Origin of the sequence: Bacillus sp. JH7 (assembly GCF_001563515.1) — a bacterium.
Lineage (GTDB): Bacteria > Bacillota > Bacilli > Bacillales > Bacillaceae_G > Bacillus_A > Bacillus_A cereus.
This window is the reverse complement of sequence record NZ_LPUS01000001.1, coordinates 1,674,627-1,701,308: the sequence shown is the minus strand read 5'-3', so window position 1 is coordinate 1,701,308 and position 26,682 is coordinate 1,674,627. Positions and strand designations below refer to the sequence as shown.

Genomic DNA, 26,682 nt, shown 5'->3' with positions numbered 1-26,682 from the left:
GGAACTTTACTTGTTATTTATGTATAAAAGGGTTTTCATTTAAAATTGAGGATTATCAATTCATTTTCATTTGCGGTTTTCATTACATTTTTTAAATTCATAAGTTTATTACCATACAACTACATTGTAACGAATTTTTTCTCAGAAGGGAACGATGAAACAAAAGGAATTAAAATAAAGTAGCATTTTGTAAGAAAAAAGGTATATTTTTCATGTCTCACGAACAATATACCTTTCAAAACACGAATTATAACTTTTCTTTATACAACTCTAATTTTTCTAACAATTGTTCTTTTACGCCTGGCCATTCACTCGAGATAATACTGTACACCACCGCATCTCTCACATAACCATTCGGTAATTTTCTTTCATTTCTAAGCACACCTTCTTTTAATGCGCCTAATCTTTCAATTGCTCGTTGTGCTTTTTCATTTCTTGCATCCGTCTTAATTTGTACCCTAAGCATATGCAGTTTTTCAAAAGCATACTGAAGAAGCATATACTTACACTCTGTATTTATACTCGTACGTTGTACACTCGGATGATACCACGTTTGCCCTAACTCAACTGTCTTATCTTCTACTGAAATATTATATAAACGTGTACTTCCTACAATCTTATTCGACTGTTGATCTACGGTTACGAAAGGTATTTGATTACCTCTTCCGTAGCCCTTTATCGCTTTTTGAACGTATTGTTGCATATCTTGCACACTATCCATTTTAGAGATTAAATACGCCCAAATATCCCGATTTCCTTCTACAATCGAAAACAAAGTTTCGACATCAGTATTATCCATTAACCGCAACTTTGCTCTTTCGTGAATAATTTCCATTTTTAAGCCCCCTTTGTTGTTACTATATCATAAGAATCAAAAACGTATTATACTAATATAAAAATATAGAGCGAAGAATTCTTTTCAAATATATTCTTCTCGTATAAGGTAGGAAGACTCATCAGTAAACCTCAAAAAAATAATTTTTTGATAATTTCCAATAAATTCTATATAATGATAAACGGGAGGGGATAAAAAATGCTAGATCAAATTACTTGGGGAACGCCAGGCAGCTTATTATGCTTAGGGTTCTTTTTTGCGGGACTAGGAATCTTCTTAAGAAGCGTTACGTCATATACGAAAAATAAATAAGAATATCCCGCTTTTAAACAAAAGAAGCCCTCTTTTTACAGACGGCTTCTTTTTTATAACTTTATCTTATTAAAACTTTAAAGCAATAAATAAGCAATCGGCGTAATAATAAGTAACGTTAAAATCGTTCTCTGCACATATAAAATAATAAGTTCAGATACTTTTAATGGAATATCTGTTGATAATATACAAGGAATGGAAGCGGAGAAAAACAAAATAGATGATACGGAAACAACTGCAATAACAAACTTTGTCACAATTGGTGCACTTACTACTAATAATGACGGTAAAAACATTTCTGCAATACCAACTGATGCGGCTTTAGCGGCTAAGTCTGCTTCTGGTAATTGTAATAGCCATGTAAACGGATAGAAAATATAACTGATCCAATCAAATATTGGCGTAAACTTCGCTAAGACGATACCAATTAATCCTACTGACATAATAGATGGTAAAATTCCCATCGTCATAATAAATCCATCTTTTAAATTCACTGCAATATTTTTCATAATGCTCGGTGCAGACTTTGATACTTCTAACGCATCTTCCCAAGCACGTTCTAACATTTTCTCTTTATAAACAGGCTCTGGGAACCCTTCTTCTGTTACATATGTATCTGGTTTTCTACTGAGGGGCGGGATTCTTACGGTGATAGCAGTCACGATGAATGTTACAACAAGTGTAGTCCAAAAATAAACATTCCATAAATGCATAATATCTAATGTTTTTGCGATGATGATCATAAATGTAGCGGATACTGTAGAAAATCCTGTAGCGATAATCGCCGCTTCTTTTGTCGTATACTTTCCTTCTTTATACACGCGATTCGTAATAAGGAGAGCAAGCGAATAACTTCCAACGAAGGACGCAACTGCGTCGATTGCCGATCTCCCCGGCGTATTCCATAATGGCCTCATAATTGGCCGACAAAATGTACCGATAAATTCAAGCAATCCATATCCGACTAATAACGCTAAAAACGCCGAGCCAATTGGAACGAGCAAACTTACTGATATGACTAGCTTCTCATACAAAAACGGTCCAACATCTGGCGCAAAGAACCAAGCTGGTCCTACTTTTAAACAATATAATATGCCAAATACAACGCCAACTACTTTTAAAATAGAAAAACAAATGTCTACGATAGATGCATTCCATTTCTTCGTATAAAATGGATAAATCGCACCAATCGCCATAACGAACAATGCATAATAAGGTACTACGCCTGGAACCGAAGCCCTAATCCACGATACGATATGATCAATCATAATAGACGATGCACCGTTTATCGTAACAGGAACGAAAAACATAAACACCCCAACAAGACTAGCAAGTATAAACCGAAGAATAATTCCCTTCTCTCTCCCTGTCTTAATTACATTACTCTTTAATTCAATTTCACTCAAAATTCGACACCTCCTATTATCTAAATATTCTGTATAATTATGTTATATTCCTTCTTTCCATTTCTACTATTTAATCATATGAAAAAGCCTATTTTAAAATAGGCTTTTCTATTACCTCTCATAATCATCCACAATCACTTGAATGATACGATACGATTCTTCTGCTACTTTTTCATTACTATCCCTATTCGTATCATATGTAATTAACGCCTTCCAAAGTGCCCATCCTCTCGCTCTATTCCACGTTTCTTCATCTATGCGCAATACTTCTTTAAATACGTTTCTGCTATTCTTATCAAAAAAAGTCCATGCCATCGCTGCATCACAAGCCGGATCCCCTACTCCTAAAATACCAAAATCAATTACGGCACAAAGCTTTCCCTCTTTAACGAGTAAATTCCCCGGTGCTACATCTCCATGAATCCAAACTGGCTTACGGTCCCATGTTGAACTAAGTGCTACATTCCAAAGGTGCTTTAATAATGCCTCGTCAAAAACATCCTTATTATTTTCAATAGCAACTCTCGCCTCTTCATCATATACAGATATAAGTCCGCCTCGGTAAAAATTATGTGTTCCAGCTAAAGGTCCGTTACTCGCATTGATAGATTGCAATTCTACTAAAAAAGATCCTAAGTCCGCCGCAAATTCATTTAAATCCCGAACGTTTTGTTTCGTAACTGTTTCTCCCTCTATCCACTTATTAATAGACCAAGGCAATGGATACGCTTCAGACGGATTTCCTTTCGCAAGTGGGGTAGAAATCGGTAAAGAAAGCCCCTTACTTAATATAGGAAGCCAACTATTTTCTTTCTCTACTTGCGGTGCATATGCCGCATCACTTGGCAATCTTACACTCATCTCATACCCTAAGTGAAACGTCCTATTATCATGCCCACTAAACTTTACAGGTTTCACTTCTAAATGGGCCCATTCGGGAAACTGTTCCTGTATTAACTTTTCAACTAAACTTACGTTAATTGGATGCATTCACATTCTCCTTTTCTTTTGAAACTTACTAAGCCCATCCGTACTTCCAACATATTCAAAACCATCTTTCTTATAAAAATCATTTAACGTACGATTATGCCCCACGCAATCTAACTTCAAATACTCTTTGTCATGTTGCACATTCTCTTCTATCCACTGTAAAATCCATTCTCCAATTCCGTTCCCCTTATACCTCCGTTTCACCGTAAATCTATGAATATATAATGAATTAGAAACTTCCTCTTTACCAAAAATATGTTCATCCCATTCATTTTGTTTAGGAGAAACTGTAACCGTACCAACTATTTCATCTTCTTTCAGAACAACATATGTATATTTCTCTCTTATACATTCTAGTATTTCAGCCGTAGCTTCCTCTCCTAAAAGATACTGCCACTGATCCACTTCTTTATATTGTAGCCATTGTGCTACCTCTTTTAATAAAAGGATAATACTATCACTTTCATTTTCAGTAGCAATTCGAATTGCATATTCTTTACGTATATTGCTCTCCATATTGCCTTTCCCCTTTCAAATTGCTACCATACTGACAAACGAGTCCTTCCATCATTTTCATCTGTAATATATTCTACATAAAATCCTTGATTCACTGCGTTTTCATACATCATTTCAATCTCTTCTTGGTTTTTCGCATAAATTTGCATATACTCACCATCCGCTACTAATACGACTACTTCACACTTACTCTCCTTAAATTCTTCAAATGTTGCAATTTCTCCTAGTACCTCTCCTTTTAGACATGCTTTTAGATCTAAAAATAAAAGATAATATATGTTATCTTTTATTAGCTTTTTTAATTCTGATCCTTCCATGATCTCGTTATCTTCTGAAAATAATTCTGGACCTAATTCATTCCCTATTATTATATAAGCTTCCTCCCTTCCCATGACTTGCCAATCAAATACAGTAATATCAATTGACTTTAATACTTTCCAAAGTAAATTATCATATCCATCTAGAATATCTACTGTAATCCCTCTTTTCATATGCTTGCTCCTAACTTATTCATTTTCATACATTATATATGAAATGTAATTACTATATTTTGTCGATACATATGTACATCATAAAAAACCGCTCCACTACTAGCGAAACGGTTTCCTTTTGCTTACATTTAAATATTTCATTCAATTGTTGCACTGCGTTTTAAAATAATTTTTAATATATGCACCACATCATTCGTTCATTCTTAATGCTCACTTCGACTTCACGAAGTAATATAAAAACCATACCGCATGGTTTTGTTCATCTGCAGCTATTCTCCGTAACAACTCTTTCAAATGTGCATCTGATGTCTCATCTGAAATTTCCAAATAAAAATCTACTGTTTTTTGTTCATCTTGTATAGCGAACTCTAATCCTTGTAAATACGTATTTGGGCAGTCTTCAGTAATTTGTGGTTTCGGCTGCCTACCAGTTAAGTTCGTATAAATTTGTACAAAGTTGTGGAAATGCTTTATTTCATCATTACGAATTTCAAGAATTTGTTTTTGTTCTACTTGATTTGGAGCCATATTCGCTAATTTTGCATAGCAGCTTATGGCGCTATACTCTCCATTTATAGCTTTTTCAATATCACTTATCAACTTATCATTTTGCCTATACCAATCATAATAATTTGAATTATACATCGTATCCCCCCATACTTTCGCTTAACATTTTATGCATTTAGAAATAGTAGGAGCCTGTGTATTTAACGGGACGGCTTTAGAATGAAAGAAAAGTTTGAGAAAAGGGTCTATTTTGCAAAGGAATTGCTTATGCATAAAATAATACTATTGTATACTGTTGCTATAAACTCTCGCGGGAGTTAGGAAAATAAATTCGCGAATCAACGATTGGTTCAACATGATGCGGTGCGAAGCTATTATGAGTTAAGTGACATAATTAGGAGGTTCCACTATGCCATCTTTATTTAAAACTATGGAGTTCCAGCTAAAAACCGAACGACTTGACCTGAGTATGTGGGAGGAATCCGATTCAGTTTGGATGAGGAAATTAATTGGCGAACGTGGTGTGGACATGCCGACCCTCGACTCCGTTCGTAACCGGCTTATTGAGATGCGTAAGAAGGCAGATGAAAATGGCATTTCCCTTCTCACTATTCGAAGAAGAGACGAAGGCGATTTCATCGGATACTGCGGCTTGATTATCGGTCGTTCCACACTTGAAGAGCCGGAGATTGCATACGAGTTGTTCCGCAGCGCTCATGGTAAAGGTTATGCGACTGAGGCGGCATCTGTTGTACTGGACGCGGCGATTGCTACTGGGCGCCAAAGACTTTGGTCGACTGTAGGTGCTTGGAATATCGCTTCCCTCCGGGTACTAGAAAAGATAGGATTTAAGCGTCATCACAGTACGTGGGATGACGAACGTGGTGAGATTGTCTGGAATGTACGTGACCTTTAGAGATCCCGACTTAATTCTAAACATAACACTTTTCAACAATTAGGTGTTTACATTGAGGAAAAGCCAGAAAAATTAACAAACTTTATTATCAGCAAATATTCATTCTTCAGCTTATAGATTTCATCAAAAAAAGCCGTTTCACTAATTAGTGAAACGGCTTTTTTTTAAGCGTTCAATTCTGTTTTATGCCCTTTTACTACACTACGTTTGAATGCAGTTGCTAATATAGTAACCATACTTACTATACCAATCCAAACGAGTACAGTAACAGGAGTATTCCAACTTAACCCTTTTCCGAAGAAGAAGATTTCTCTTAGGCCTTCAATCATAAATTTCATTGGTAACCATGAGTAAACCCAGTCTTGATAAAACGGAGGCAACATCTCAGGTGCTAATGATAGTAACGGCGCCCCGAAGAATAGTAATAAAGCGAATAAACCGATTCCTTTTAGCCCAACCAATGAAAGTACCGCAGATATCATTAAGAAGAAACTAAAAGAAGTAATGGATAAGAATAGAGCTGTATCCGTGAAGTTCGAAATATTTAACCCTACCATCCCATCCGCAATCCATGTAAGACCAAATCCAATTACAAGTGTCGCAATAGCTCCTGTTACGATTTGGTTTACTTTTAACAGAAAGTTTTCTTTTCTTGAGCTTACTGGCATTTTACTAATCGCAATAAAAATAATCGCTGCACTAGCTAAACTTGCAATCCATAACGGCTGGAACAATGATATTGGTGAGTTACCGTTCGCACTATTTTTGCCGACCTCATTCATATTTTTCACGTTCTTTACAATAGGTGTTACTAATTTCGCAGCTTGATCTGTTGTTACAGTATCTCCTTTTGCTTTCAATCCTTCTAATAGTTGTGTACGAACAGTATTGTTCATATTATCAACAATCGCAGTTCATGGACCTTTTTATGCGGCTGGCTTAAAGAAATAAGTCAGCTATATAATAAAAGAACATCCACTATAATAGCGGATGTTCTTTTATTTCATTACAACACTTCAATATACCCTTCTGTTCCATGTACCCGAATTCGTTGTCCGTCTTTTATTAATTTCGTAGCATTCTCTACTCCAACGACTGCTGGTAATCCATATTCACGTGCGATAACTGCTCCGTGCGTCATAAGTCCGCCAACTTCAGTGACTAACCCTTTTATAGACACAAACAATGGTGTCCAGCCAGGGTCAGTAAAAGCCGTAACTAATATATCTCCCTCTTCTAAATTCGCATCTTCCATGTTTAAAATAACGCGAGCTCTCCCCTCAACTACTCCAGACGAAACAGGCAGACCTGCAATGGCGTCAGCTGGGAGGTTTTCTCGTTTATATTTACCTGTAATGATTTCTCCATCAGACGTCATTATACGAGGAGGCGTTAGTTTTTCGTATAATTTATAATCATTTTTTTGTTTATGAATAAGCTCATAATTTAGTTTATTCGTGCGAATAACTTCGTGAAACTCTTCAAAAGTTAGATAGTATATATCATCAACTTCATGAATGACACCGCTCTGCACAAGTTGCTCAGCTTCTTTCAGTAACGCTTGCTTATATATGAAATAACGATTAATCATACCGTATTTTGGATATTCACGATAGCCGATAAAATTACGGATATTACGAATCATTCGCTTCGTTTCTTCTACTTTTTGTTTTCCACCCGATAAGTGCTGTAATCGATCTACTAACTCTTCTTCTTTTTTCAAAGCTTCTTGCAGTCCTTCTTCAAATTTCCGCTTACTCGCACCATATTCAAAATCTCTTATATTATTTAAAATCATCGGGATAATTGTAGTTGGCTTTTCACTCCAGCGCGTTTTCGTAATATCTATTTCGCCACTACATCTCATTCCGTATTTATTTAGAAAAGCATCGATTGCCTCTCGAGCTTTTTCCCCGCCTTTAAACTGAACTAATTCATCTAAAAAGCTTTCATTTTCTACATGTTGTAAATACGCAATAACTTCTTCGTACGGCCGAATCACATCAGCGACATCCATTAATGCTAAACCCATTTCAGATGTAATATTATTTTGTACGGATTGAGAAAGCGTGTCTGCTGCATTTTTTTCACCTAACCATTGCTCCATCTTTTCATTTATCCATGTTGAAGCATTCATACCAGCCATAATGACAGCGATACTTTGCGGGTTAAACAATACTTTCTTTAATTGCTGAATATCTTCCAAAATAAAATCAAGTACGTCCACTCCTGATTTCAGTTGCATATTTTGTTTTAACTCTTCAAGTGATGCTTCACTATTCTTTATTAATTCCGTAACGATTGCTGGATCATTTTCGATTTCTGGTTGCGTGCTTGCAGGTGGCACACCTTTACCAACACTCTTTTCTTTTTCATCATCCGGTAACAATGTAATAAAATTATCTCGCTCGACTACAGTCGTTAATGCATCTCTTATGAGCGGATCTGATTTTCCTAACGTATTTATTAGGTAATCTCTGCTAGCAGGTGATGCTAATCTTTGTGTAGCATCCACAAACAGCCTTCCGCCCGCTTTACGCATTGGGGCACTTGTCGTTAACAGGAAAAAAGATAAACCTAATGGTTTCATCGCATCGGTCATCATTTGTTGGTGACCAACTGATATATACACGTGATTTTCCCCATCATTTACTTCTGGAATTGGATATAAAGTCGTAATCGGTCTGCTTTGGACTATATAAATTGTATCATCAACTAAGCACCATTCAATATCTTGCGGACAACCAAAATAAGCTTCGATTTGTCTTCCGATGCGTGCTAGTTGTAAAATCTGTTGTTCAGTAAGTGTTTGAACTTTTTGCTTATTAGGAGCAATTTTCTTTCTCTCTGTTCCGCCTTCTTTTCGTCCATAGATGGCTAATTTTTTCGTTGCGATGACCTTTTCGACGATTTCATCTTCTTTTACCTTATAATTATCGGCAGAAACCAATCCAGATACTAGCGCCTCGCCAAGTCCAAAGCTGGCATCGATTGACAACACCTTCCTATTCGAAGTAATCGGATCCGCAGTAAATAAAATCCCTGAAGCCTCAGGGAAAACCATTTTTTGAATGACAACACATATAGAAACTTGATTATGTTCAAAACCATTTTGCATGCGGTACGTAACTGCTCGCTCTGTAAATAAAGACGCCCAGCACTTTCTTACATGCTGTAAAATCGCTTCTTCTCCGATAATATTTAAATACGTATCTTGTTGACCTGCAAATGAAGCATACGGTAAATCTTCAGCCGTAGCACTAGAGCGCACGGCATACGCATGTTCATTTCCAAAACGTGAGAGATAATGAGTTACCGCTTTCACTACATCAGAAGGGATTTCTACTGCCATAATAACTTCTCTAATCTTCTTACTTATTTCACCAATTTGAGCTCGCTCTTCCATTTTCAACTTTGTTAGCTGCTGCAACAAAGTTTGAAGATCCTCATTTTGCTCGATAGCCTTTTCATATCCTACCGTTGTAACACAAAATCCTTCGGGTACTTGTATACCTTGAACGCTTGATAACTCCCCTAAATTCAAACCTTTTCCACCAACGAGTGAAAGCTGCGTTTTTTCTATTTCTTGAAAATCGAGAACGAAAGAACTCATGTAACATCTCTCCTTACTATGCATGTGTTCTTGATTGTAGCAGGAGTAAATACGAAGAAACAGTCTATTTCGAACTTGATTTACATGATATAATTAAGTTAGGAAGAGATAACTATTTTTATTTCTCCCCCTCTAATCCACTTCAATTACATCTCCAAACTTAAACATTCTTTGATTATGAAAAGCATCCGTACAAGTAATCGTCTTATTTAATGGATTTATATTAGCTACTGTTATGTAATTTTTATATAGATAGCCATTCTCTAAAATTTTTATAGTGTAATCCACTTTCAATAAAAGTCAAAAAATATGTTCGTCAATTAAATCTTCACAAATATTTAATGCTTATAAATTAATATTCATCTCATATATAAGTTCTAAGAAATTTAGATAAAAAAGACATTATTTTTGATGATCTAAACTAATTGAAACTTTAATTAAATTATATATCTATAACAACATAGAGCAATGTCATAACGAATTGAAACCGAAAGTTTCTTAAAGTAGAAAATTCGGCTTCTTTTATATCGAAATTTGCTTAGCGTATATTTTCGTTAAAATGCGGGTAGTACCCCATCGCTATTGAGCTAAGCTCATACACCATCAATTATAGTAGAGGCTACGTGTAAAGAATTTAAAGACCCCTCAGGGATTAATGAATTCCTGAGGGGTTGCCTACGTGATATAACATATTTACAATTATGTTACGTTTAAAATACGTATCTTTTTCATTTACCTTATAACCACCCTATTTAAGTTTATAAGAACTATGCTTTTGAGATAAAAGTCATTACTTGTTTTATAAACTCATAACCAAAATAACCACTAAATCCGAATAGGACTATTGCGGCAAATATAGATACTCTTTTAATAAAGGTTGGATTTAGAAAACGTCTAGTAAAATGAACAAAGCTTAATAAGATCATATCATGCATAAAGATACCTAATAAAATACCTACAGCTATTAATATAAATGTAGATGTACTTGCATTACCTAATGAAGAAACGAGAACCGGGCCAAAGACCCCTATCCAAAATACAATATTAGCCGGTGATATAGCAATCATAAAACCAGATAAATAAGCTGATAATAAAGATTTATTAGGATCTTCTCCATCTATGTTAACTTCCGACTTTGCTTCTTTAATGCTTTCTATTCCAATAAACATTAAAAATATAAAACCTAGGAGCCACATAACTGTTTCTACCCATGGATTGGTTAATACACTAGAGAACCCTAGATAAATCAGGACTATTAAAGATAAATCTACAGTCATTCCTCCTATACCTACAAACCAACCATGTACGAAACCATTTCTCATTCCTTGTTTAGTCATTTGGACTGTCATAGCACCTGCGGGTATTGCTAAAGATAAACCTAACAAAATATATGTGAAAAGTGTTATAATCATAAAAATTCTCCTATTATAAGTATTGTAATAATCAAACCCTTTTTCTTTTTCCTCGGGTTCAGCAAATAGAACTAGAGCACGGCGACTTTTCACATTACTTCTAGCAAGCATCAAAAACTCATAAGAAGATAAATGCCTAAAATCCCATAAGATCCTTTACATGTTCAGCATTCTTTTTAGATGTTAATTTTTCAAGTAATAAAAACGCAACATCAAAAGCTGTGCCTGGATTTGATGATGTAATAATATTTCCATCTTGTACTATTAAATCATTTTGTACGATTGCACCGAAATTCTTTAACTGCTCTTTTCGTTTACTCGTTGGATGACTGTATGTGGTAGCTTTTTTACCTACAAGAATTCCACTTTTTCCAAGCGTTAATGATGCAACACAAATACTGGCAATAGGCTTCTGCTTGGCATAAAAATGTTGAATAACATGTAAGAATTCTCTACTGTATGCATCCCGATAAAAACCAGCCTCTTCAAATCCTCCTGGAATAGCTAGTGCATCAAATTCATCTAATTGAATATCATCAACCGTTTTTTCCGGTATGACAGTAAAATTCCAAGTACAAGTTAATTTATTCCGAAGACCAACTGTTACGACCTCGGTTGATCCATCTCCCTCCCATTTATTCCAGCCTAGTACATCTGTAAATACACTAGCTTCTACTGCTTCAAACCCGTCAGCTAATAATAATAAAATCTTTTTCATATCGTAAACCGCCTCCTTCTACCCTTATTTTATAGAAGTATAGAAGGCTGATAAATAAGTTCAATAAGGATATTTGATTGTTTTTCTTTATTTTATAAAGAATTTAGGTTATTCTATTTTATAAAAAAAGGTTGGATAATTTATGGATCAAATTGATAAAAAAATCGTGGGACTATTACAGTCAAATGCAAAAATTTCAATGAAGGATTTAGCGGAAGCGGTTCACTTATCTTCCCCGTCAGTAACTGAGCGAGTACGAAAGTTAGAGGAACAACAAATTATTGAAGGTTACCATGCACATGTTTCTCTAAAAAAAATAAATCGTCCAATTTCTGCACTTATACTGTTTAAATCAACAAATTGTAAATCATTATCTAACTTTTGCTACAATCATCCAGATGTACTTGAGTGTTACAGAGTAGCAGGAGAAATTAGCTATATTGTCAAAATAGCAACACATTCTGTAGAAAGTTTAGAACAATTTATTGATGATTCAATGCAATATGGTACGCCATCAACGAATATTGTGTTATCTTCTTATGAAAAAAAGATAATTACTCCTTTTATTAGTGAAGAATAAAAATACTGGCATAATCAATTAACTATTGCTTATGCAGAAGGATAATTTTTGTATGTTATATTAAAAAATAAAGACGTTATATTTTTTTAAAAGGAGTGTAATTACAATGGATTTTTCTAATAAATCAGTGATCATAACAGGGGCTGGAAATGGAATCGGGAGAGGAATTGCTTTACATTATGCAGAAAAAGGGGCCAATGTTATTTTAGCAGATATAGACGAAAAAGCAGGTGCAAAAACAGTTACTAAGATGAAAGAACAGGGTAAAGAAGCACTTTTCGTACAAACAGATGTAAGGCTGGAAACAGATATTATTCGATTAATGGAAGTAGCTAATCAAACATACGGTCAGATAGATATTTTAATTAATAATGCAGGAAAAGAGTTATTCAAGTCTCCTTACGATATTTCGCTAGAAGAATGGGACGATGTAATAAGCACAAACCTAAGAAGCGTTTTCTTGGGTTCACGTGAAGCAGCAAAGTATATGCGTCATAACAAAGAAGGTGGATCTATCGTGAATATTGCCTCTACAAGGGCGATTATGTCTGAGCCAAATTCAGAATCTTATGCTGCCACAAAAGGTGGGATCGTTGCTATTACACATGCGCTCGCAGCCTCATTTAGCGAAGATAGGATTACCGTGAATGCTATTTCCCCAGGTTGGATTGAAACAGGAGATTATTCAAAATTAAGTAAAATTGATCATGAACAGCACCTATCAAAGCGTGTAGGAACACCAGATGATATTGCACGAGCCTGTCTGTATTTAACAGCCAACGAAAATGATTTTGTTACAGGTATAAACCTTGTCGTAGACGGTGGAATGACGAGGAAAATGATGTATGAGGAATAGGCGGTAAGAGGGATTTTTCAAGGTCTGTTAATAGACCTTGAAAAATCCCTACGGACCTTCCTATACAGCTGGCTCGAAAAAATAAGTCTGCTGCATAGAAAAGCATAATTTAATCAATCTCAATTACATCACAAAACTTAAATATCCTTTGACTATGAAAAGCATCGGTACAAGTAATCGCCTCTGGATTTCTATTAGCTACTGTTATGTATTTTTATAAACCTACATGAAAATATTCAGATGAATCTTTTATTAAGTCATAACCCCTCCTCAAAAAATAGTAAAAACTACAATTGTGAAATCAATATTTTCTGTTTGCACTTTATATAAATTGATATGTCTCCACCTTAATTTTTGTAATCCCCACTAATTTTTTCTCAAATCCCCCAAAATGGATTCGAGAAATTAGGGAACTATAATGTCGTATTAAAACATATTAAGGGGGACAAAAGGTGAACAAGGAAATGAATTATGGAAGTGATTACAAGTTTATTCCAGCAACTTCAATTGAAAGTGGTCATGGCCTCGAAGTATTACCTGATTTATTTTGTTACACGATTCAAATCGTCAATATATGCTTTGTTGGAAATCCTAAGACCAATGATTTTGTTTTAGTTGATGCTGGAATGCCTAAATGTGCAAATGAAATTATCTCTGTTACTGAGGAGCGATTTGGTACAAATAGCCGTCCAAAAGCAATTATTTTAACTCATGGGCATTTTGATCATGTTGGAGGAATAATTGAACTCATTAAATATTGGGATGTTCCAGTCTATGCCCATCAAATGGAGATACCGTTTTTGACTGGACAACAAAGCTATCCTGAACCAGATCCAACAGTTGAAGGTGGTATGGTAGCGAAAATGTCTCCCCTGTTCCCTAATGAACCGATTGATTTAGGAAATAGCGTAAAAGCACTACCTATCGATGGAACTGTTCCCCATATGCCAGAGTTTAGATGGATTCATACACCAGGGCATACTCCTGGGCATATTTCATTATTCCGAGAGAAAGACCGAACTTTAATTGCTGGGGACGCTTTTGTTACAGTGAAACAGGAGTATCTGTATAAAGTAATAACTCAAGAACAGGAAATAAGCGGACCCCCTCGTTATTTAACAACAGACTGGAAAGCAGCTAAAGAATCAGTCATTAAATTAGAAGAATTAAAGCCTCTAGTCGCTATTACTGGACATGGGATACCAATGTCAGGTGAATTGCTATCAACAAGCCTCAAAACACTCGTTCAAGAATTTGATAAAATTGCTGTACCTGATTACGGAAAATATATAAATAAAAAGATGCATTAAATGCGGAAATATTTTGTTTATTTTTATATTAATGAATCAAAACACCAACGAATATTAAGTTTAATATGAAAAAACACTGTACTTAGGCAACATCTCTATTATAAGAATGGAACTACCCTTTATGAATAAAGCTCGATATTCCGCAAATACTATCCATAGTATAAGCCTGCTTCTTACCCAGGTTGTACTTCTTACCATTAAGGGGTGATTAAAACGGGTTACGCTATATAAAAGCATAATCCGTTTTTAATGAAATATTGTATTCCATATACGTTTAAACAATGGAGGAAAATGATGAAACATATTGTTGCCTTATTAATTAAATACACAGCGATAACTGCAGTATTGCTAATCATGCTCAGTATCTTTCAAGGCATTTCAATTCCTAGAGTATTACTAATTTCTCTTTTTCTTACGGGAGCTGCCTATTTAATCGGAGACCTCTTCATTTTACCTAAATACGGAAATATGATTGCTACAATGGCAGATTTCGGCTTAAGCTTTTTCGGAACTTGGTTACTAACATCCTTGTTTACTAATTTAGATGCTACTCGTAACATTGGACTTTCTTCATTTATAGCCGCTTTAATTATTGGTGGAACAGAAGTTTTCTTCCATATTTATATGAAGAGGCTAGTACTACGTAACGACGATGAATTAAAAAATCGCAATCATATTCATCATGATAAATATGCTATGGAAATATCAGATGAATATATAGATTCTTCCACAATAAATAAATCCAAGCTTGAGGATACATCTAAAAAATAAAAAAGTGGCCAATGCCACTTTTTTATTTTTGTTTATTAAGCTTGATCAGAATTTCTTACATGTAACGGAGGTGGAACTACCCACCCTTTTTTCTTACTTAAACGTAGCAGAGTTACACCTGCCTGCGCTTTTTTCATATGAAATTGGCCAAATAGCATCCCTACATCTTCTCGAAGACATTTTCCCATCACTTGACTACATGTCACAAGTCCAGCTGCTAATCCTGCAGAAACAGCAGCAGCAATTTCAACATCATTAATACGTGCTCCCGGAGGAATGTCTTCAATAGATGCAACTGGTCGTTCTGGAGGAGCAGGCGGTAAAGCGACCCCATTAATCTTTAAAAGAGCTTTTAATTCTTCTATTTCCGAATTCATATCATTTTCAATTAAGCCTTCTAAAAACTTCTTCAAGTCTTCATCACCTGTATGATTCATAAATACTTGATGGCTTGCAATCGCACCCTGTGCAGCAAGAAGATAGCTCCAAATGTCAAATACTTCACCGTAATGTAACGGTTCATTTTGAGGATTTCCACTTAATATACCCATTTTTAAATTCCTACCTTTCGAAAATATCATAATAAATATTGATTTCAATATTGAAATCAAATTTTTAAGTATGCTTTTTCCTGCAAAAGATTTTCTACTATGCATGGAAAACACCTTTCCAACACCGCGTGTTTATTGTTTAGGAAAGTAGTTTACAAATTAAATACTCAAAGATTATGAAAGAAGATTATCAATAATCTTTGAGTGAGTATCTGTTTAATATAAGGTTTTTTATTTTTATGAATACACAAAAGAAATTGATTTACATATTTGCTATATTTTAAGCCAATTTACTTAGCGGTTAGCTCTACCACCAAGTTGTTGTTCTGCCATTGCTACTAAACATTTTGTAATTTCGCCACCAACAGATCCGTTTGCACGAGCTGTTGTATCTGCACCAAGTTGTACACCAAACTCTTGTGCAATTTCATATTTCATTTGATCAAGAGCTTGTTCAGCACCTCGAACTAACAATTCATTACGACTTCCACTATTATTGTTTGCCATCTTATTTCACCTCCGATGTTTTTAATATGCTACAAATTATGAAATAATAATTATCCTTTTTATGGAAATTAGATTATGAATAAAAATTGATTTTTTTCTTAAAGTAGGGCAAAACATATAAGAAAGAATAACTGATATAACATACTTTCATAACAACACTATGTATACTTCCTAATTCCCTTCAGTAAATAAAAGAAAGATTTCTATTTCACCAAGAGATTAAATAAAATTATGTTTTGAGACATAATCCAAAAGGAGATATGAGATGAAAGCTGTAACCTATCAAGGACCAAATCAAGTACAAGTTAAACAAGTTGATGATGCAAAGTTAGAGAAAAAAGATGATATTATTGTAAGAATTACTTCAACCGCTATTTGCGGTTCTGATTTACATTTATATCAAGGTAACATGCCCTTACCTCAAGGATACATTATCGGCCATGAACCAATGGGAATCGTTGAAGAAGTCGGGCCAGATGTCACTAAAGTGAAAAAAGGCGATCGTGTTGTCATCCCCTTCAACGTTTCTTGTGGACATTGTTTCTATTGCCAACATGAAATGGAAAGTCAATGTGATAACTCAAATCCTCATTACGATTCTGGTGGATACTTTGGTTATACGGAGAAATTTGGTAATCATCCAGGCGGACAAGCAGAATATTTAAAAGTTCCATTTGGCAATTTTACTCCATTTGTTATACCGGAATCATGCGAGCTTGAAGATGAATCCCTACTATTTTTATCAGATGTTTTACCTACAGCCTATTGGAGTGTAATAAACGCAGGCGTTAAGCCAGGTGATACTGTTATCGTCCTTGGTTGTGGACCTGTTGGGTTAATGACACAAAAATTTGCTTGGATGCAAGGCGCTAAACGTGTAATTGCAGTGGATTACTTAGATTATCGGATACATTATGCAAAAAAGATTAACAATGTTGAGGTATTTGAGTTTACAAAGTTCCCTGATATGGGAGAACATTTAAAGGAAATTACACATGGCGGCGCCGATGTAGTCATTGATTGCGTAGGCATGGATGGAAAAAAATCAACACTAGAATTTCTAGAACAAAAATTGAAATTACAAGGTGGAACTCTCGGCCCTATTCAAATTGCTACGAAAGCCGTAAGAAAATACGGAACGGTTCAAATGACTGGTGTTTATGGTGGCAATTATAATGCATTCCCACTCGGGGCATTTTGGGTTAGAAATATTAATCTTAAAATGGGACAAGCACCTGTTATTCATTTTATGCCAGAACTATTTGAAAAAATAACAAATAAAGAATTTGACCCAAAAGAGATTATTACACACAAAATCCCCCTTGAAGAAGCGAGCTACGGTTATCAAATTTTTAATAATCGTGAAGATGACTGTATAAAAGTCATTCTGAAACCTTGAAGCTACAATTCATTATTCTTAATAAAAAGATAGGATTACATTTCATAATCTTATCTTTTTATTAAACGCTAAGTATCTATCCCCCATTTTCATCTCACATCTAAAATAGTTATTTCCAAAAACTTTGCATTTTGAGGTAATAATTAATTGGTAAAAAAATGAATTAAAGTATTAATTAACCAAATAGCGGACACGATAACAATGTTAACTAACTTAAAAAGAGGTGTCCTTCATGTTTTATTATAAAGAAGAAATAATTAATATGATTAAGCCGGATAAACCAGACCCAGCTGCTGCAAAAGTTTTACAAGAAATATTAGGTGGGCATTATGGCGAAATGCGTACAATGATGCAATACTTCTTCCAAAGCTCAAATTTTAGAGGTAAAGAGAAGCAATATCGTGATTTACTTCGAGGTGTTTTTTTAGAGGAAATAAGCCATGTAGAACTTGTACAACATACAATTAATCAACTATTAACTGGATCTGGTGAACCTACGCCAGGAAATGCTGGTATTGACACAGCACCACTTGATGAAGCGGTTAAACATGCAAATCCTCACCACTTTATTGTAGGTGCTCAAAGTTCATTGCCTGTTGATGCAGCTGGCAACCCATGGAATGGCTCTTGGGTATATAGTCATGGAAACTTAATTAGCGATTTATTAGATAACGTAGTACTTGAATCTACAGGTGTACTTCAAAAAACTAGAATTTATGAAATGAGTTCCAATCAAACTTTTAGAGAAACACTTGCATTTTTAATTGTACGTGATAATGCACATCAAAATGCTTTCGCAAAAGCTTTAGAGACATTGGGTGTTGAATGGGGGAAACTCTTCCCTGTGCCCAACTATGATATTAATAAATACCCAGAGTGCAGAAAGTATGTAGACATGGGATTCCATAACGCACAATTTAATTTTAGTTTAGATCCAACAAGAATGGGAGAAATATTCCAAGGTGAATCACCAAGTAGAAACAAAGGAACATTAGCAGTAACTGACCCGCCAAAAGGTTTTCCTGTACCAGAACTTCCTGAAATGCCAAATGAGCATAGTCCTGGATTAAAAGATATGGATCTTTAAGGTCATTATGGCCAACTATTGATTCATAGTTGGTCATAATGCTTTATAAAGATTCATGTGAATTTGTTGTTAACATGATAGGATATTTTAATAAATCCTCTTTATTTAAAAGTGGTGTTGATCATATTTCTGCTCCTCTTAATATTGTTTCTATGAACCATTAAACGCCACTGTATACTTACTTATAATCTCCCTATATTGTAAACAAAGAGGAGGGACTTGTCCCCCCTCTTCTTTTAATTTTTCTTTAAAAGAATTGCTCCTGCAATCCCTGGGTGTGTCATTTCGAATGGATCTAGAATTAACTCTAAGTCTTCTTGTGACAATACACCATTTTTCACACAAAGTTCTCGAACGGATTGGCCTGTTGCAATTGCTTCTTTCGCAACGCGGGCTGCTGCTTCATAACCGATATGAGGGTTCACGGCTGTAATAATTCCTACACTTTTCTCAACATACTCTTTTAAGCGATCTTCATTCGCTTCAATTCCTTTTAAGCAATTATCTGTAAAAGCACGGAAACCGTTATTCATAATGCTAATCGATTGCAGTAAGTTGAAAACAAGTACTGGTTCCATAACGTTTAATTCTAATTGTCCTGCTTCTGAAGCAAGGCAAATTGTATGATCATTACCTATTACTTGGAACGCAATTTGATTAATAACTTCTGGCATAACAGGGTTTACTTTCCCTGGCATAATAGATGAACCTGGTTGACGAGCTGGTAACATAATTTCCGCTAAGCCAACACGTGGACCTGATGCCATTAAGCGAAGGTCATTCGCGATTTTAGACATATTCATCATACATACTTTAAGTGCTGCAGATACTTCAGTATAAGCATCCGTATTTTGCGTCGCATCTACTAAATCTTCTGCACCAACAAGCGGTAGTTCACTAATTGCAGCTAAATGTTTTACAACTGCTTCAATATATTCTGGATCTGCATTTAAGCCTGTACCAACTGCAGTTGCCCCCATATTTACTTCATATAAATGTTGACGCGATTGTTGAATTCGTTTCATATCACGTTCAAGTACGCGAGAGTATGCTTTAAACTCTTGTCCAAGACGAATTGGCACCGCATCTTGTAAATGTGTACGCCCCATTTTAATAACATGGTCAAACTGTTCTGCTTTTAATTCAAATACATCATGCATATAACCCATCGTTTGTAATAAGCCTTCTAATGCATTTAACGTCGCGATATGAATCGCCGTTGGGAATGCATCATTTGTTGATTGGGCCATATTTACATGGCTATTTGGACTAATATAATGATAGTCTCCCTTTTCCATTCCTAATAATTCAAGAGCACGATTGGCAATGACTTCATTTGCATTCATGTTCATTGAAGTACCTGCTCCACCCTGAATTGGATCGACGATGAAATGATCGTGCCATTTTCCATCAAGAATTTCTTGAGCAGCTTCTGCGATCGCGCCACCCTTGTTCAATTCCAATCTTCCTACATCTGTATTAGCAAGCGCTGCTGCTTTTTTTACAATTGCGAACGCTCTAATTAAACTTTCATGAATTTTATACCCTGTAATCGGGAAATTTTCAACAGCGCGTAAAGTCTGAATTCCGTAATATGCCTCAATAGGTAATTCCTTTCCTCCCAAAAAATCATTCTCCACTCGCACGTTCTTGTTTGTCATTGCCATTTTAATTTCTCCCCCATATTAAATGTAAAACCTAAATAAATCATATGAAGTCATTACCAATCCTTATCAGATTTTATTGTTAAATCGTAGACTAAAGGCTCTTCAATAATTTTTTTAATCTCTTCTAATTTATTAGTTTTCCCAAGCGCCCACATCAATTTTGCTATGATGGCTTCCGTATTCATATCTCCAGACAATATTACTTGATGTTGTGCCACTTTCCGTCCTACTTCATAGAGAAGTATGTCTTCTCCTTCTTCCAGGCATTGAGTAGTAATCACTACAGCAATCCCCATTTCAGTCAACTCTTGAATTTTCGAAAGCAAGTTCCTTCCTTCAAAAGGTAATCCACCGTTTCCAAAACTTTCAATAATAATTCCTTTATACAAATCTTTTAAGCAATCAAATATCTCTGGCTTTGTACCTGGATACAATTTCATAAGAAAAACATCCGTACATAAATTAGTATTTATTGAAAGTTCATTATGGGGGGACGTTGGCTTCCAATGATATTTCACTTCATCTTCATTTACCTCAGCAACATATGGATAATTCACACTTTCAAATGCATCATAACTTTTTGTTCGCATTTTAACTGCTCTCGTCCCAATAATCACCCTACTATCAAAAACAATAAACACACCGCCAACATCCTCACAGGCAAATCTAAGAGCATCAGCTACATTTTTCTTTGCATCTGTCTTTTTAAAACTAATAGGTACTTGTGAACCTGTTAAAACAACTGGTTTTCTTAAACCTTGCAGCATATAAGATAACGCGGAAGATGTATAAGCTAACGTATCCGTTCCATGTGTAATCACAAACCCGTCATAGTCATCATAGTGATTAAAAACAGCATTAGCTATTTCTTTCCAGTGCTCAGGTTGCATATTGGTACTATCAATATTCATTAAGATTTTGCAATCTATTTCTAAGTTTCGAGAAGACTTCGAAAAATAATTCAATAATTCCTCAGCAGACAATCCTGGAACAAGCCCCTCATTCCCCTCCACAGATGCAATTGTCCCACCAGTTGCAAGCAATAAAATTTTCTTCATACACAACCCCTCCATAAAATAAACAACGATATATCGTTCGCGTAATGCGTATTTATATTTATCATTATAGAACTTAATTTGAATTAATCAAGATTTTGTATTCAATACGCGTACTTTTTTTCTATTCTTGATTCTTTTTCTATGCTATAATTAATTTAATAAAATTAGATGGGGTATGAGACGAATGCTGGAACGTTTATCTAAATTAAGAAAAAATCAAAAATGGTCCTTACAAGAGACAGCAGATCGACTTGGGATTGCGAAAAGCACCTATGCTGGTTATGAAAATGGTTATAGATTACCTTCATTACAATCTTTATCTAAAATAGCCGATTTATTTGATACATCTGTAGATTATATATTAGGTCGAATTGAACATTCACATCAAAACAAAGATGTAATTGATATTACAAGACTCCTAAACGATCCAGATGCAACACTTTTAGTAGATGGAGAAGCACTGTCAACAGAAGAGATAATAGATTTTATTGCTTTTGTGAGAAGTAAACGAGAACTAAGTTCCAAGAGAATAGAAAATATTGAACCAACATGTAAAAGTTAATTCAATAAAAAACGAAGACACTGCACTCTTTAAACTTAGAAATACTTAGACACTTAATTTGTAAACGGTTTATATAATGGATTCTTAGCAGCTGGCCTCATTTGGGAACTTATACTTGGAAACAATCCCATTGGTTATATGATTCAATTATTTTTCATCATTTGTGTGGGGTAGCAGCTATTTTCGGAGGTCTCACATCCAATAAATCAATTATCATGAAACAAGGACTTCTCGCTATTTTAGCGTTGCTTTCCCTTTTATCTGTCATATAGAACTAAAGCTTTTCAATAAAGGAACTCACGTTCGAAGAATACGCCATTCTTTCTGTAGATTTATAAGAAAGAATGGCGTTTTTGTATGTCTATTTCTGTATCGAGAGAATTTGAAAGTACAACAGAATTCAAACAAGAATTAGCAAAGTATATCAAGTACTATAATCATGAAAGAATCAAGGAAAAATAAAAGGGAATGAATCCGGTATTGTACTAGGCTCATTCCCTAGAGGATACTTAACAAACCGACCTTTCTAACTTTCGGGGACACAGTCTAGTTGAAGTGCTACAAGCAACGAATTTACTATTTTAAAGTTAAGTGTTTAACCTTGAAGTATTTAATTCTTTTTTCCAGACAAAGCATACATTATATCTTGATACTTTATTGTCCTCTTATAATTATGTGGTATCGGGAATTTGTTTCGTTGTTCTTTTATTATAATTATGATTACTATAAGTGATAAAGCTACAGGTATAAAAACGATTAACAAAGCATCTTAATGTTTATGAAATTCTTTGTTAATCGTTTCTCTTCTCCCTAATCTCCTGCGAGACTATATTTTTTATTAAAATTTCCCATATCTTATTTGATTTATTCTGTGACACCAGATTGGGTTACTTTTACATCAGCTGTTACACGAAAACGTAAATCTTTATAGGATTCTTCCCATTCTTGACTGTTCCATTTTCTTACGTGAGTTCTACCAAGCTTTCTAAGTCCTATAGGATCTGTGTCTTTTTTAATAAATCTCTTTATCAATGTAGTTGCTTTTTTTTCTATTTCTTTTTCCATAATTTTTTCTAATTTTTTTATTTCTTTAGGATTATCTAGATTTTTTGTTTTTGTAAATTCTTGAATTTCAGCTTTAACTTGAATATGAGCATTTACGAATGGATGCTTACTATTCCCCTCCATCTTATATTTTGTTCTAGCTTTTATATTCTCTATCGTAGCGTAAGTATTTGAAGAACCAGGTAGTTTGAATTGGTATGTACCTTGTTTAAAATTATCTGTCAACAATTTAAATACAAATAAATCTTTAGGGTTCACTTTATCAACCATTTTACATCTTTTAAAAAGTGCTATTCCATCTAACTCCAGCACGTTACCTTTTTTAGATATTATCGGTAAATAGGAATCTCTCGCATCATCATTAAGTTGGTTTAAAAACATAAAAAAATTTGTTTTGGGCTGCGTTCCATTGTCCATATTTTGCTCCAGTAAAGAGGATAGATAGGAAGCAATTTCTTTTTCTTTAGAATAGTTCCCCTTTAATAGTGATTCCCCTTTTACATTTGTAATTGCTAAATAAATTGCATTTCCTACACTAGGATTTCGGTTCAAAGTCTCTAAAATTTCCTGCATTCCCTTTTCAATTATTTTTTCATTAAATATAATAACACGCAATTGCCCCAACTCTAGAGGTCCAGAAGATTTTTCGGATGCTCTTGCAAGAACTTCTCTACCAGTCTGGCCTGATGCTGAATAGATTTTTGTTTCACCTTCCCCGCCTCCTTTATAAGCTGAAATCGCAAAGGTTCCTTTTAGCTTACCTTCTGCTTCGGTATCATATGCCGCAACTTGAACTAAGTCAATGTCATCCACAATTTTCGTTTTAGCACAACCTATTAAGAAGACACTTAATATAAGGAAAAGTATCCATCGCTTCATGTTTATCTCCTTAACTTTATTTTGGCCGTTTGAATTAGCCATAGTACAGGTAGGTATACATATATATATACAAAGCCCATTTGACCTGTCCAAGTATTTAATAAGTTAATTTTATTACGATTATTCAAGAAAAATGATAAAACAAAGATGAATAGGATGATAACTGGCAAAACATATTTTTGCTTTATTCCCAGTGCCTCTTTTATACCACGACTTACTCCCCATAATGTAAAGGAAACATTGGGTAATATAAAAAAAGCCCAAACAGAAACAATAATGTATTCAAACCGCTCTATAAAGGGAAATTGTATAATTTTAATCATGCTTAAATATGCCCATATCGCACTCGCTAGTTGTTTTTCACTAAAAAATGCAAGAGTTAAAATCATAAGGTATGTGTAGACAATAGTCGTTACTAAATTTGCATAGTGCGCATATTTTTGAGACGTTTTTGCCTTTTTAATAAATGGGTAGTACAGCAATAACATTTCAAATCCAAAAAAACTAAACATATTTCCTTTCATTCCTTTCATAATTTCTAGGAATGAATGCTGTGCAATTGGAAATAAATTCTGGAAATCTGCATACTGCAAAGGATAAAAAAATGTGAAGATTAGAATGCTTGGGATAACGATTCCAAAGAAGCCGATTCCGGCAACTACACGAAATCCTCCAGTAACAATGTAATAACATAGACCCAAAAAAGCCCCTGCTATAACCCAAGATGAAATTGAAGGAAACATCCAAACATGTACTACTTCGATATAAGTATGTAGTGTTGTTGCACCTAACAATACAATATAGGATAAAAAAATGAAGTTGAGCAATCCACCAATCCATTTTCCAAGTACGTTTTGATTGATTGCAATGATGTCTCCATTACCCTGATTTAAAATCTGATATATGATCCAAATCATAACATTAACAGATATTCCAAAAAGTAGCGTGCTAATCCACGCATCATTTCCAACTAATTTTGCACTAATCCTTTCAAAACCAAGCATACCAACTCCCAACTGTATAGTAATAATTAAAAAAAATACCATATATGGCGAGACTTGATACTCAATTGGGATCTGTTTCATAATGCTCCTCCCTGTTAAATTCAATCATCAAAATCATTTCGTGATATGATTTTATTTTTCTCTACCTCTTCTGGATTAAAGCGAAAACGCTGTTTAGACCTTGAAAAAATAGGACGTCGAAACATCGCTGAGATCGGCAAACGGATAATGCTGTCTTTCCAATCTGTAGGGCGTGTAGGATAAAAAGGAAACAAATAAGGACGTCTTAATGATTCTGTACGTAATAAGCGTGCTAAAAGGAAAGAACTTGTTAAAACAATTCCTAATAAGCCCAGCAGGTGTGCAGATATTATAAAAGGAAAACGAATTACTCGAATTGTATTACCAATTCGATATATTGGTGCTGTAAATGAACTAAGAGCTGAAAGTGCAACAATGATAATAAGTACGTTACTTGTAAGACTTGCTTCTACCGATGCTTGTCCAATTACAATACCACCTACGATACCGACAGTTAGACCCACTTTAGTTGGTAAACGTGCCCCTGCTTCTCTCAGTAATTCAATCGTTATTTCTAAAAAAAGTGCTTCAATTAATGGAGGAAAAGGTACTTTACTTCTCGATATGATTAACGTTTCAAGAAGTTCTTTTGGGATAAGCTCGTAATGATATGTTAAAATCGAGACATATAATGGCGTCGTTAAGACAGAAAATATAAAAGCAAAAAGCCTTAATAGACGAAAAAAAGAGGCTATAATCCAAGGCATGGTGTAATCTTCTGTCGTAGAAAAAAAATCAATTAATGTTGTTGGAAGAGTGATGGCATAAGGCGAGCCATCTACAAAAAGTGCAATTTTCCCTTCTGCTAATACAGCTGCCACACGGTCCGGACGTTCTGTATTCAAAAATTGAGGGAATATAGAATTTGGGTTGTCTGCAATTAACTGCATCAAATAAGTACTATCCAAAACATGGTCTGTTTTTATTTGACTTACCCTTTTTATAATTTCTTGTAGATTTTGATCATTTACAATTCCCTCAATAAATACAATCGCAACAGTTGTGTTAGAGAGAGAGCCTACTTTCAATTCCTTCATTTGTAAATAAGGTGTTGGGAGCTTTCTACGTACTAAATTTAAATTTACATCTAAATCTTCGACAAATGCGATTTGCGGACCCACAATATTATATTCAATTTCAGCTTTTGTAATATCCCTTTTTTCTTTCTTTGACACATTTACTAACAAACAATTTAATTTATCTGTATCGAACTGAATAAGTATATAGCCATTTAAAATACTATCCTGAATATCTTCCATTTGATTTGTTATTTTTGAATTCTCAAAAGGTAAGACAGAGTGAATATCTTGTAACGAATCGAAGCTCTTCTCTTTTATATAAGTCAAAACCTCTTCATGAAATATATTTACATCGATTAATGTTCTAAAATATGAAATGACTATAGAGGAATTATTAGAAGCAATTTCCAACGTTATAAAATCTTTAGATTTTTTTAGTAATTGCATTAATTCCTGCAAAGATTTTATAGAGTGAACAGGTACTTTTTCATGTGGTTTCAATTGATAATACCCTTCCTTTCAAAAAGAACCTATATATAGTTTTTAGAAATTTCTATTTTAAAAATGAGG

The 26,682-nt window shown here is 34.6% G+C and carries 26 protein-coding genes and 3 pseudogenes; 10 read left to right on the top strand and 19 right to left on the bottom strand.

Annotation, left to right across the window (positions count from 1 at the left end; genetic code table 11):
- Nucleotides 1–247: 247 nt before the first annotated feature.
- The 6 genes from AU379_RS08575 to AU379_RS08550 all read right to left on the bottom strand — a co-directional run bounded on the left by AU379_RS08575 (nucleotide 248) and on the right by AU379_RS08550 (nucleotide 5,195).
- On the bottom strand, nucleotides 248–835 hold the full coding sequence (locus AU379_RS08575; RefSeq protein WP_000402583.1) for a GNAT family protein: 588 nt from the start codon (nucleotides 833–835) through the stop codon (nucleotides 248–250).
- Between the two features lie 389 nt (nucleotides 836–1,224).
- On the bottom strand, nucleotides 1,225–2,553 hold the full coding sequence (locus AU379_RS08570) for a YjiH family protein (protein ID WP_061139124.1): 1,329 nt from the start codon (nucleotides 2,551–2,553) through the stop codon (nucleotides 1,225–1,227).
- 111 nt (nucleotides 2,554–2,664) lie between these two features.
- Nucleotides 2,665–3,543 (bottom strand): aminoglycoside phosphotransferase family protein, encoded by an 879-nt coding sequence (locus AU379_RS08565; RefSeq protein ID WP_061139123.1) that lies wholly within the window; start codon nucleotides 3,541–3,543, stop codon nucleotides 2,665–2,667.
- Complete coding sequence (locus AU379_RS08560; RefSeq protein WP_061139122.1) at nucleotides 3,544–4,059, bottom strand: GNAT family N-acetyltransferase; 516 nt, start codon at nucleotides 4,057–4,059, stop codon at nucleotides 3,544–3,546.
- A 23-nt stretch (nucleotides 4,060–4,082) separates the two neighbouring features.
- A complete protein-coding gene (locus AU379_RS08555; RefSeq protein ID WP_000820204.1) occupies nucleotides 4,083–4,550 on the bottom strand; it encodes a DUF2691 family protein in 468 nt (155 codons plus the stop codon).
- A 210-nt stretch (nucleotides 4,551–4,760) separates the two neighbouring features.
- A complete protein-coding gene (locus tag AU379_RS08550; RefSeq protein WP_000282830.1) occupies nucleotides 4,761–5,195 on the bottom strand; it encodes a ferritin-like domain-containing protein in 435 nt (144 codons plus the stop codon).
- A gap of 271 nt (nucleotides 5,196–5,466) precedes the next feature.
- Between AU379_RS08550 and AU379_RS08545 the strand changes: the two genes are divergently transcribed.
- Nucleotides 5,467–5,973: a GNAT family N-acetyltransferase gene (locus AU379_RS08545; RefSeq protein ID WP_001139531.1), complete on the top strand. Its 507-nt coding sequence runs from the start codon at nucleotides 5,467–5,469 to the stop codon at nucleotides 5,971–5,973.
- 164 nt (nucleotides 5,974–6,137) lie between these two features.
- Here the strand turns inward: AU379_RS08545 and AU379_RS08540 are convergent.
- The 5 genes and pseudogenes from AU379_RS08540 to AU379_RS08525 all read right to left on the bottom strand — a co-directional run.
- Nucleotides 6,138–6,881, bottom strand: a pseudogene (locus AU379_RS08540) (phage infection protein); the annotation flags it as partial.
- Between the two features lie 98 nt (nucleotides 6,882–6,979).
- On the bottom strand, nucleotides 6,980–9,586 hold the full coding sequence (gene ppsA / locus AU379_RS08535; RefSeq protein WP_061139121.1) for a phosphoenolpyruvate synthase: 2,607 nt from the start codon (nucleotides 9,584–9,586) through the stop codon (nucleotides 6,980–6,982).
- A gap of 132 nt (nucleotides 9,587–9,718) precedes the next feature.
- Nucleotides 9,719–9,880, bottom strand: coding sequence for a YolD-like family protein (locus tag AU379_RS28710; RefSeq protein ID WP_015382330.1), 162 nt, complete (start codon nucleotides 9,878–9,880; stop codon nucleotides 9,719–9,721).
- Between the two features lie 473 nt (nucleotides 9,881–10,353).
- Nucleotides 10,354–10,998 carry a LysE family transporter gene (locus AU379_RS08530; RefSeq protein WP_000587494.1) on the bottom strand — a complete coding sequence of 215 codons (645 nt, stop codon included), beginning with the start codon at nucleotides 10,996–10,998 and terminating at the stop codon, nucleotides 10,354–10,356.
- Between the two features lie 136 nt (nucleotides 10,999–11,134).
- On the bottom strand, nucleotides 11,135–11,716 hold the full coding sequence (locus AU379_RS08525; protein WP_000722336.1) for a DJ-1/PfpI family protein: 582 nt from the start codon (nucleotides 11,714–11,716) through the stop codon (nucleotides 11,135–11,137).
- A gap of 142 nt (nucleotides 11,717–11,858) precedes the next feature.
- Between AU379_RS08525 and AU379_RS08520 the strand changes: the two genes are divergently transcribed.
- The 4 genes from AU379_RS08520 to AU379_RS08505 all read left to right on the top strand — a co-directional run bounded on the left by AU379_RS08520 (nucleotide 11,859) and on the right by AU379_RS08505 (nucleotide 15,233).
- Nucleotides 11,859–12,296 carry an Lrp/AsnC family transcriptional regulator gene (locus tag AU379_RS08520; protein WP_000372089.1) on the top strand — a complete coding sequence of 146 codons (438 nt, stop codon included), beginning with the start codon at nucleotides 11,859–11,861 and terminating at the stop codon, nucleotides 12,294–12,296.
- Nucleotides 12,297–12,402: 106 nt separating this feature from the next.
- Entirely contained in the window at nucleotides 12,403–13,152 is a 750-nt protein-coding gene (locus AU379_RS08515; protein ID WP_000347900.1) for a glucose 1-dehydrogenase, read from the top strand.
- 452 nt (nucleotides 13,153–13,604) lie between these two features.
- Entirely contained in the window at nucleotides 13,605–14,462 is an 858-nt protein-coding gene (locus AU379_RS08510; protein ID WP_061139120.1) for an MBL fold metallo-hydrolase, read from the top strand.
- Nucleotides 14,463–14,756: 294 nt separating this feature from the next.
- On the top strand, nucleotides 14,757–15,233 hold the full coding sequence (locus AU379_RS08505) for a YndM family protein (RefSeq protein WP_000680670.1): 477 nt from the start codon (nucleotides 14,757–14,759) through the stop codon (nucleotides 15,231–15,233).
- 35 nt (nucleotides 15,234–15,268) lie between these two features.
- On the opposite strand, the gene AU379_RS08500 is transcribed toward AU379_RS08505, so the two are convergent.
- Together AU379_RS08500 and sasP are read right to left on the bottom strand one after the other, a co-directional pair.
- Nucleotides 15,269–15,784 (bottom strand): DUF3231 family protein, encoded by a 516-nt coding sequence (locus tag AU379_RS08500; RefSeq protein ID WP_002101091.1) that lies wholly within the window; start codon nucleotides 15,782–15,784, stop codon nucleotides 15,269–15,271.
- Nucleotides 15,785–16,078: 294 nt separating this feature from the next.
- Entirely contained in the window at nucleotides 16,079–16,291 is a 213-nt protein-coding gene (gene sasP, locus AU379_RS08495; protein WP_061139119.1) for a small acid-soluble spore protein, SasP family, read from the bottom strand.
- Nucleotides 16,292–16,556: 265 nt separating this feature from the next.
- Here sasP and AU379_RS08490 point away from each other — a divergent pair, with 265 nt between their 5' ends.
- Nucleotides 16,557–17,690 (top strand): zinc-dependent alcohol dehydrogenase, encoded by a 1,134-nt coding sequence (locus tag AU379_RS08490; RefSeq protein WP_000649090.1) that lies wholly within the window; start codon nucleotides 16,557–16,559, stop codon nucleotides 17,688–17,690.
- Nucleotides 17,691–17,922: 232 nt separating this feature from the next.
- On the top strand, nucleotides 17,923–18,777 hold the full coding sequence (locus AU379_RS08485) for a manganese catalase family protein (RefSeq protein ID WP_000500341.1): 855 nt from the start codon (nucleotides 17,923–17,925) through the stop codon (nucleotides 18,775–18,777).
- A 236-nt stretch (nucleotides 18,778–19,013) separates the two neighbouring features.
- Here AU379_RS08485 and aspA read toward each other — a convergent pair whose 3' ends face one another.
- The gene (aspA, locus tag AU379_RS08480) at nucleotides 19,014–20,444 is read right to left on the bottom strand and encodes an aspartate ammonia-lyase (RefSeq protein ID WP_050821952.1); all 1,431 of its coding nucleotides are present in this window, start codon (nucleotides 20,442–20,444) and stop codon (nucleotides 19,014–19,016) included.
- 53 nt (nucleotides 20,445–20,497) lie between these two features.
- Nucleotides 20,498–21,502, bottom strand: coding sequence for an asparaginase (gene ansA, locus AU379_RS08475; protein ID WP_000722296.1), 1,005 nt, complete (start codon nucleotides 21,500–21,502; stop codon nucleotides 20,498–20,500).
- A 184-nt stretch (nucleotides 21,503–21,686) separates the two neighbouring features.
- On the opposite strand from ansA, the gene ansR reads away from it, so the two are divergent.
- The 3 genes and pseudogenes from ansR to AU379_RS28700 all read left to right on the top strand — a co-directional run.
- Entirely contained in the window at nucleotides 21,687–22,064 is a 378-nt protein-coding gene (gene ansR, locus AU379_RS08470; RefSeq protein ID WP_000893567.1) for an HTH-type transcriptional regulator AnsR, read from the top strand.
- 101 nt (nucleotides 22,065–22,165) lie between these two features.
- The gene (locus tag AU379_RS30885) at nucleotides 22,166–22,336 is read left to right on the top strand and encodes a DUF1304 family protein (protein ID WP_206702973.1); all 171 of its coding nucleotides are present in this window, start codon (nucleotides 22,166–22,168) and stop codon (nucleotides 22,334–22,336) included.
- A gap of 103 nt (nucleotides 22,337–22,439) precedes the next feature.
- Nucleotides 22,440–22,526 (top strand): annotated as a pseudogene (locus AU379_RS28700) (IS3 family transposase); the annotation flags it as partial.
- Between the two features lie 125 nt (nucleotides 22,527–22,651).
- On the opposite strand, the pseudogene AU379_RS28695 reads toward AU379_RS28700, so the two are convergent.
- From AU379_RS28695 to AU379_RS08455, 4 genes and pseudogenes are all read right to left on the bottom strand, one after another.
- Nucleotides 22,652–22,782, bottom strand: a pseudogene (locus AU379_RS28695) (excinuclease ABC subunit C); the annotation flags it as partial.
- A gap of 146 nt (nucleotides 22,783–22,928) precedes the next feature.
- On the bottom strand, nucleotides 22,929–24,008 hold the full coding sequence (locus AU379_RS08465) for a Ger(x)C family spore germination protein (protein WP_000832860.1): 1,080 nt from the start codon (nucleotides 24,006–24,008) through the stop codon (nucleotides 22,929–22,931).
- A 2-nt stretch (nucleotides 24,009–24,010) separates the two neighbouring features.
- Entirely contained in the window at nucleotides 24,011–25,093 is a 1,083-nt protein-coding gene (locus AU379_RS08460) for a GerAB/ArcD/ProY family transporter (RefSeq protein ID WP_000809694.1), read from the bottom strand.
- A gap of 20 nt (nucleotides 25,094–25,113) precedes the next feature.
- Nucleotides 25,114–26,613: a spore germination protein gene (locus AU379_RS08455; protein ID WP_061139118.1), complete on the bottom strand. Its 1,500-nt coding sequence runs from the start codon at nucleotides 26,611–26,613 to the stop codon at nucleotides 25,114–25,116.
- Nucleotides 26,614–26,682 lie beyond the last annotated feature (69 nt).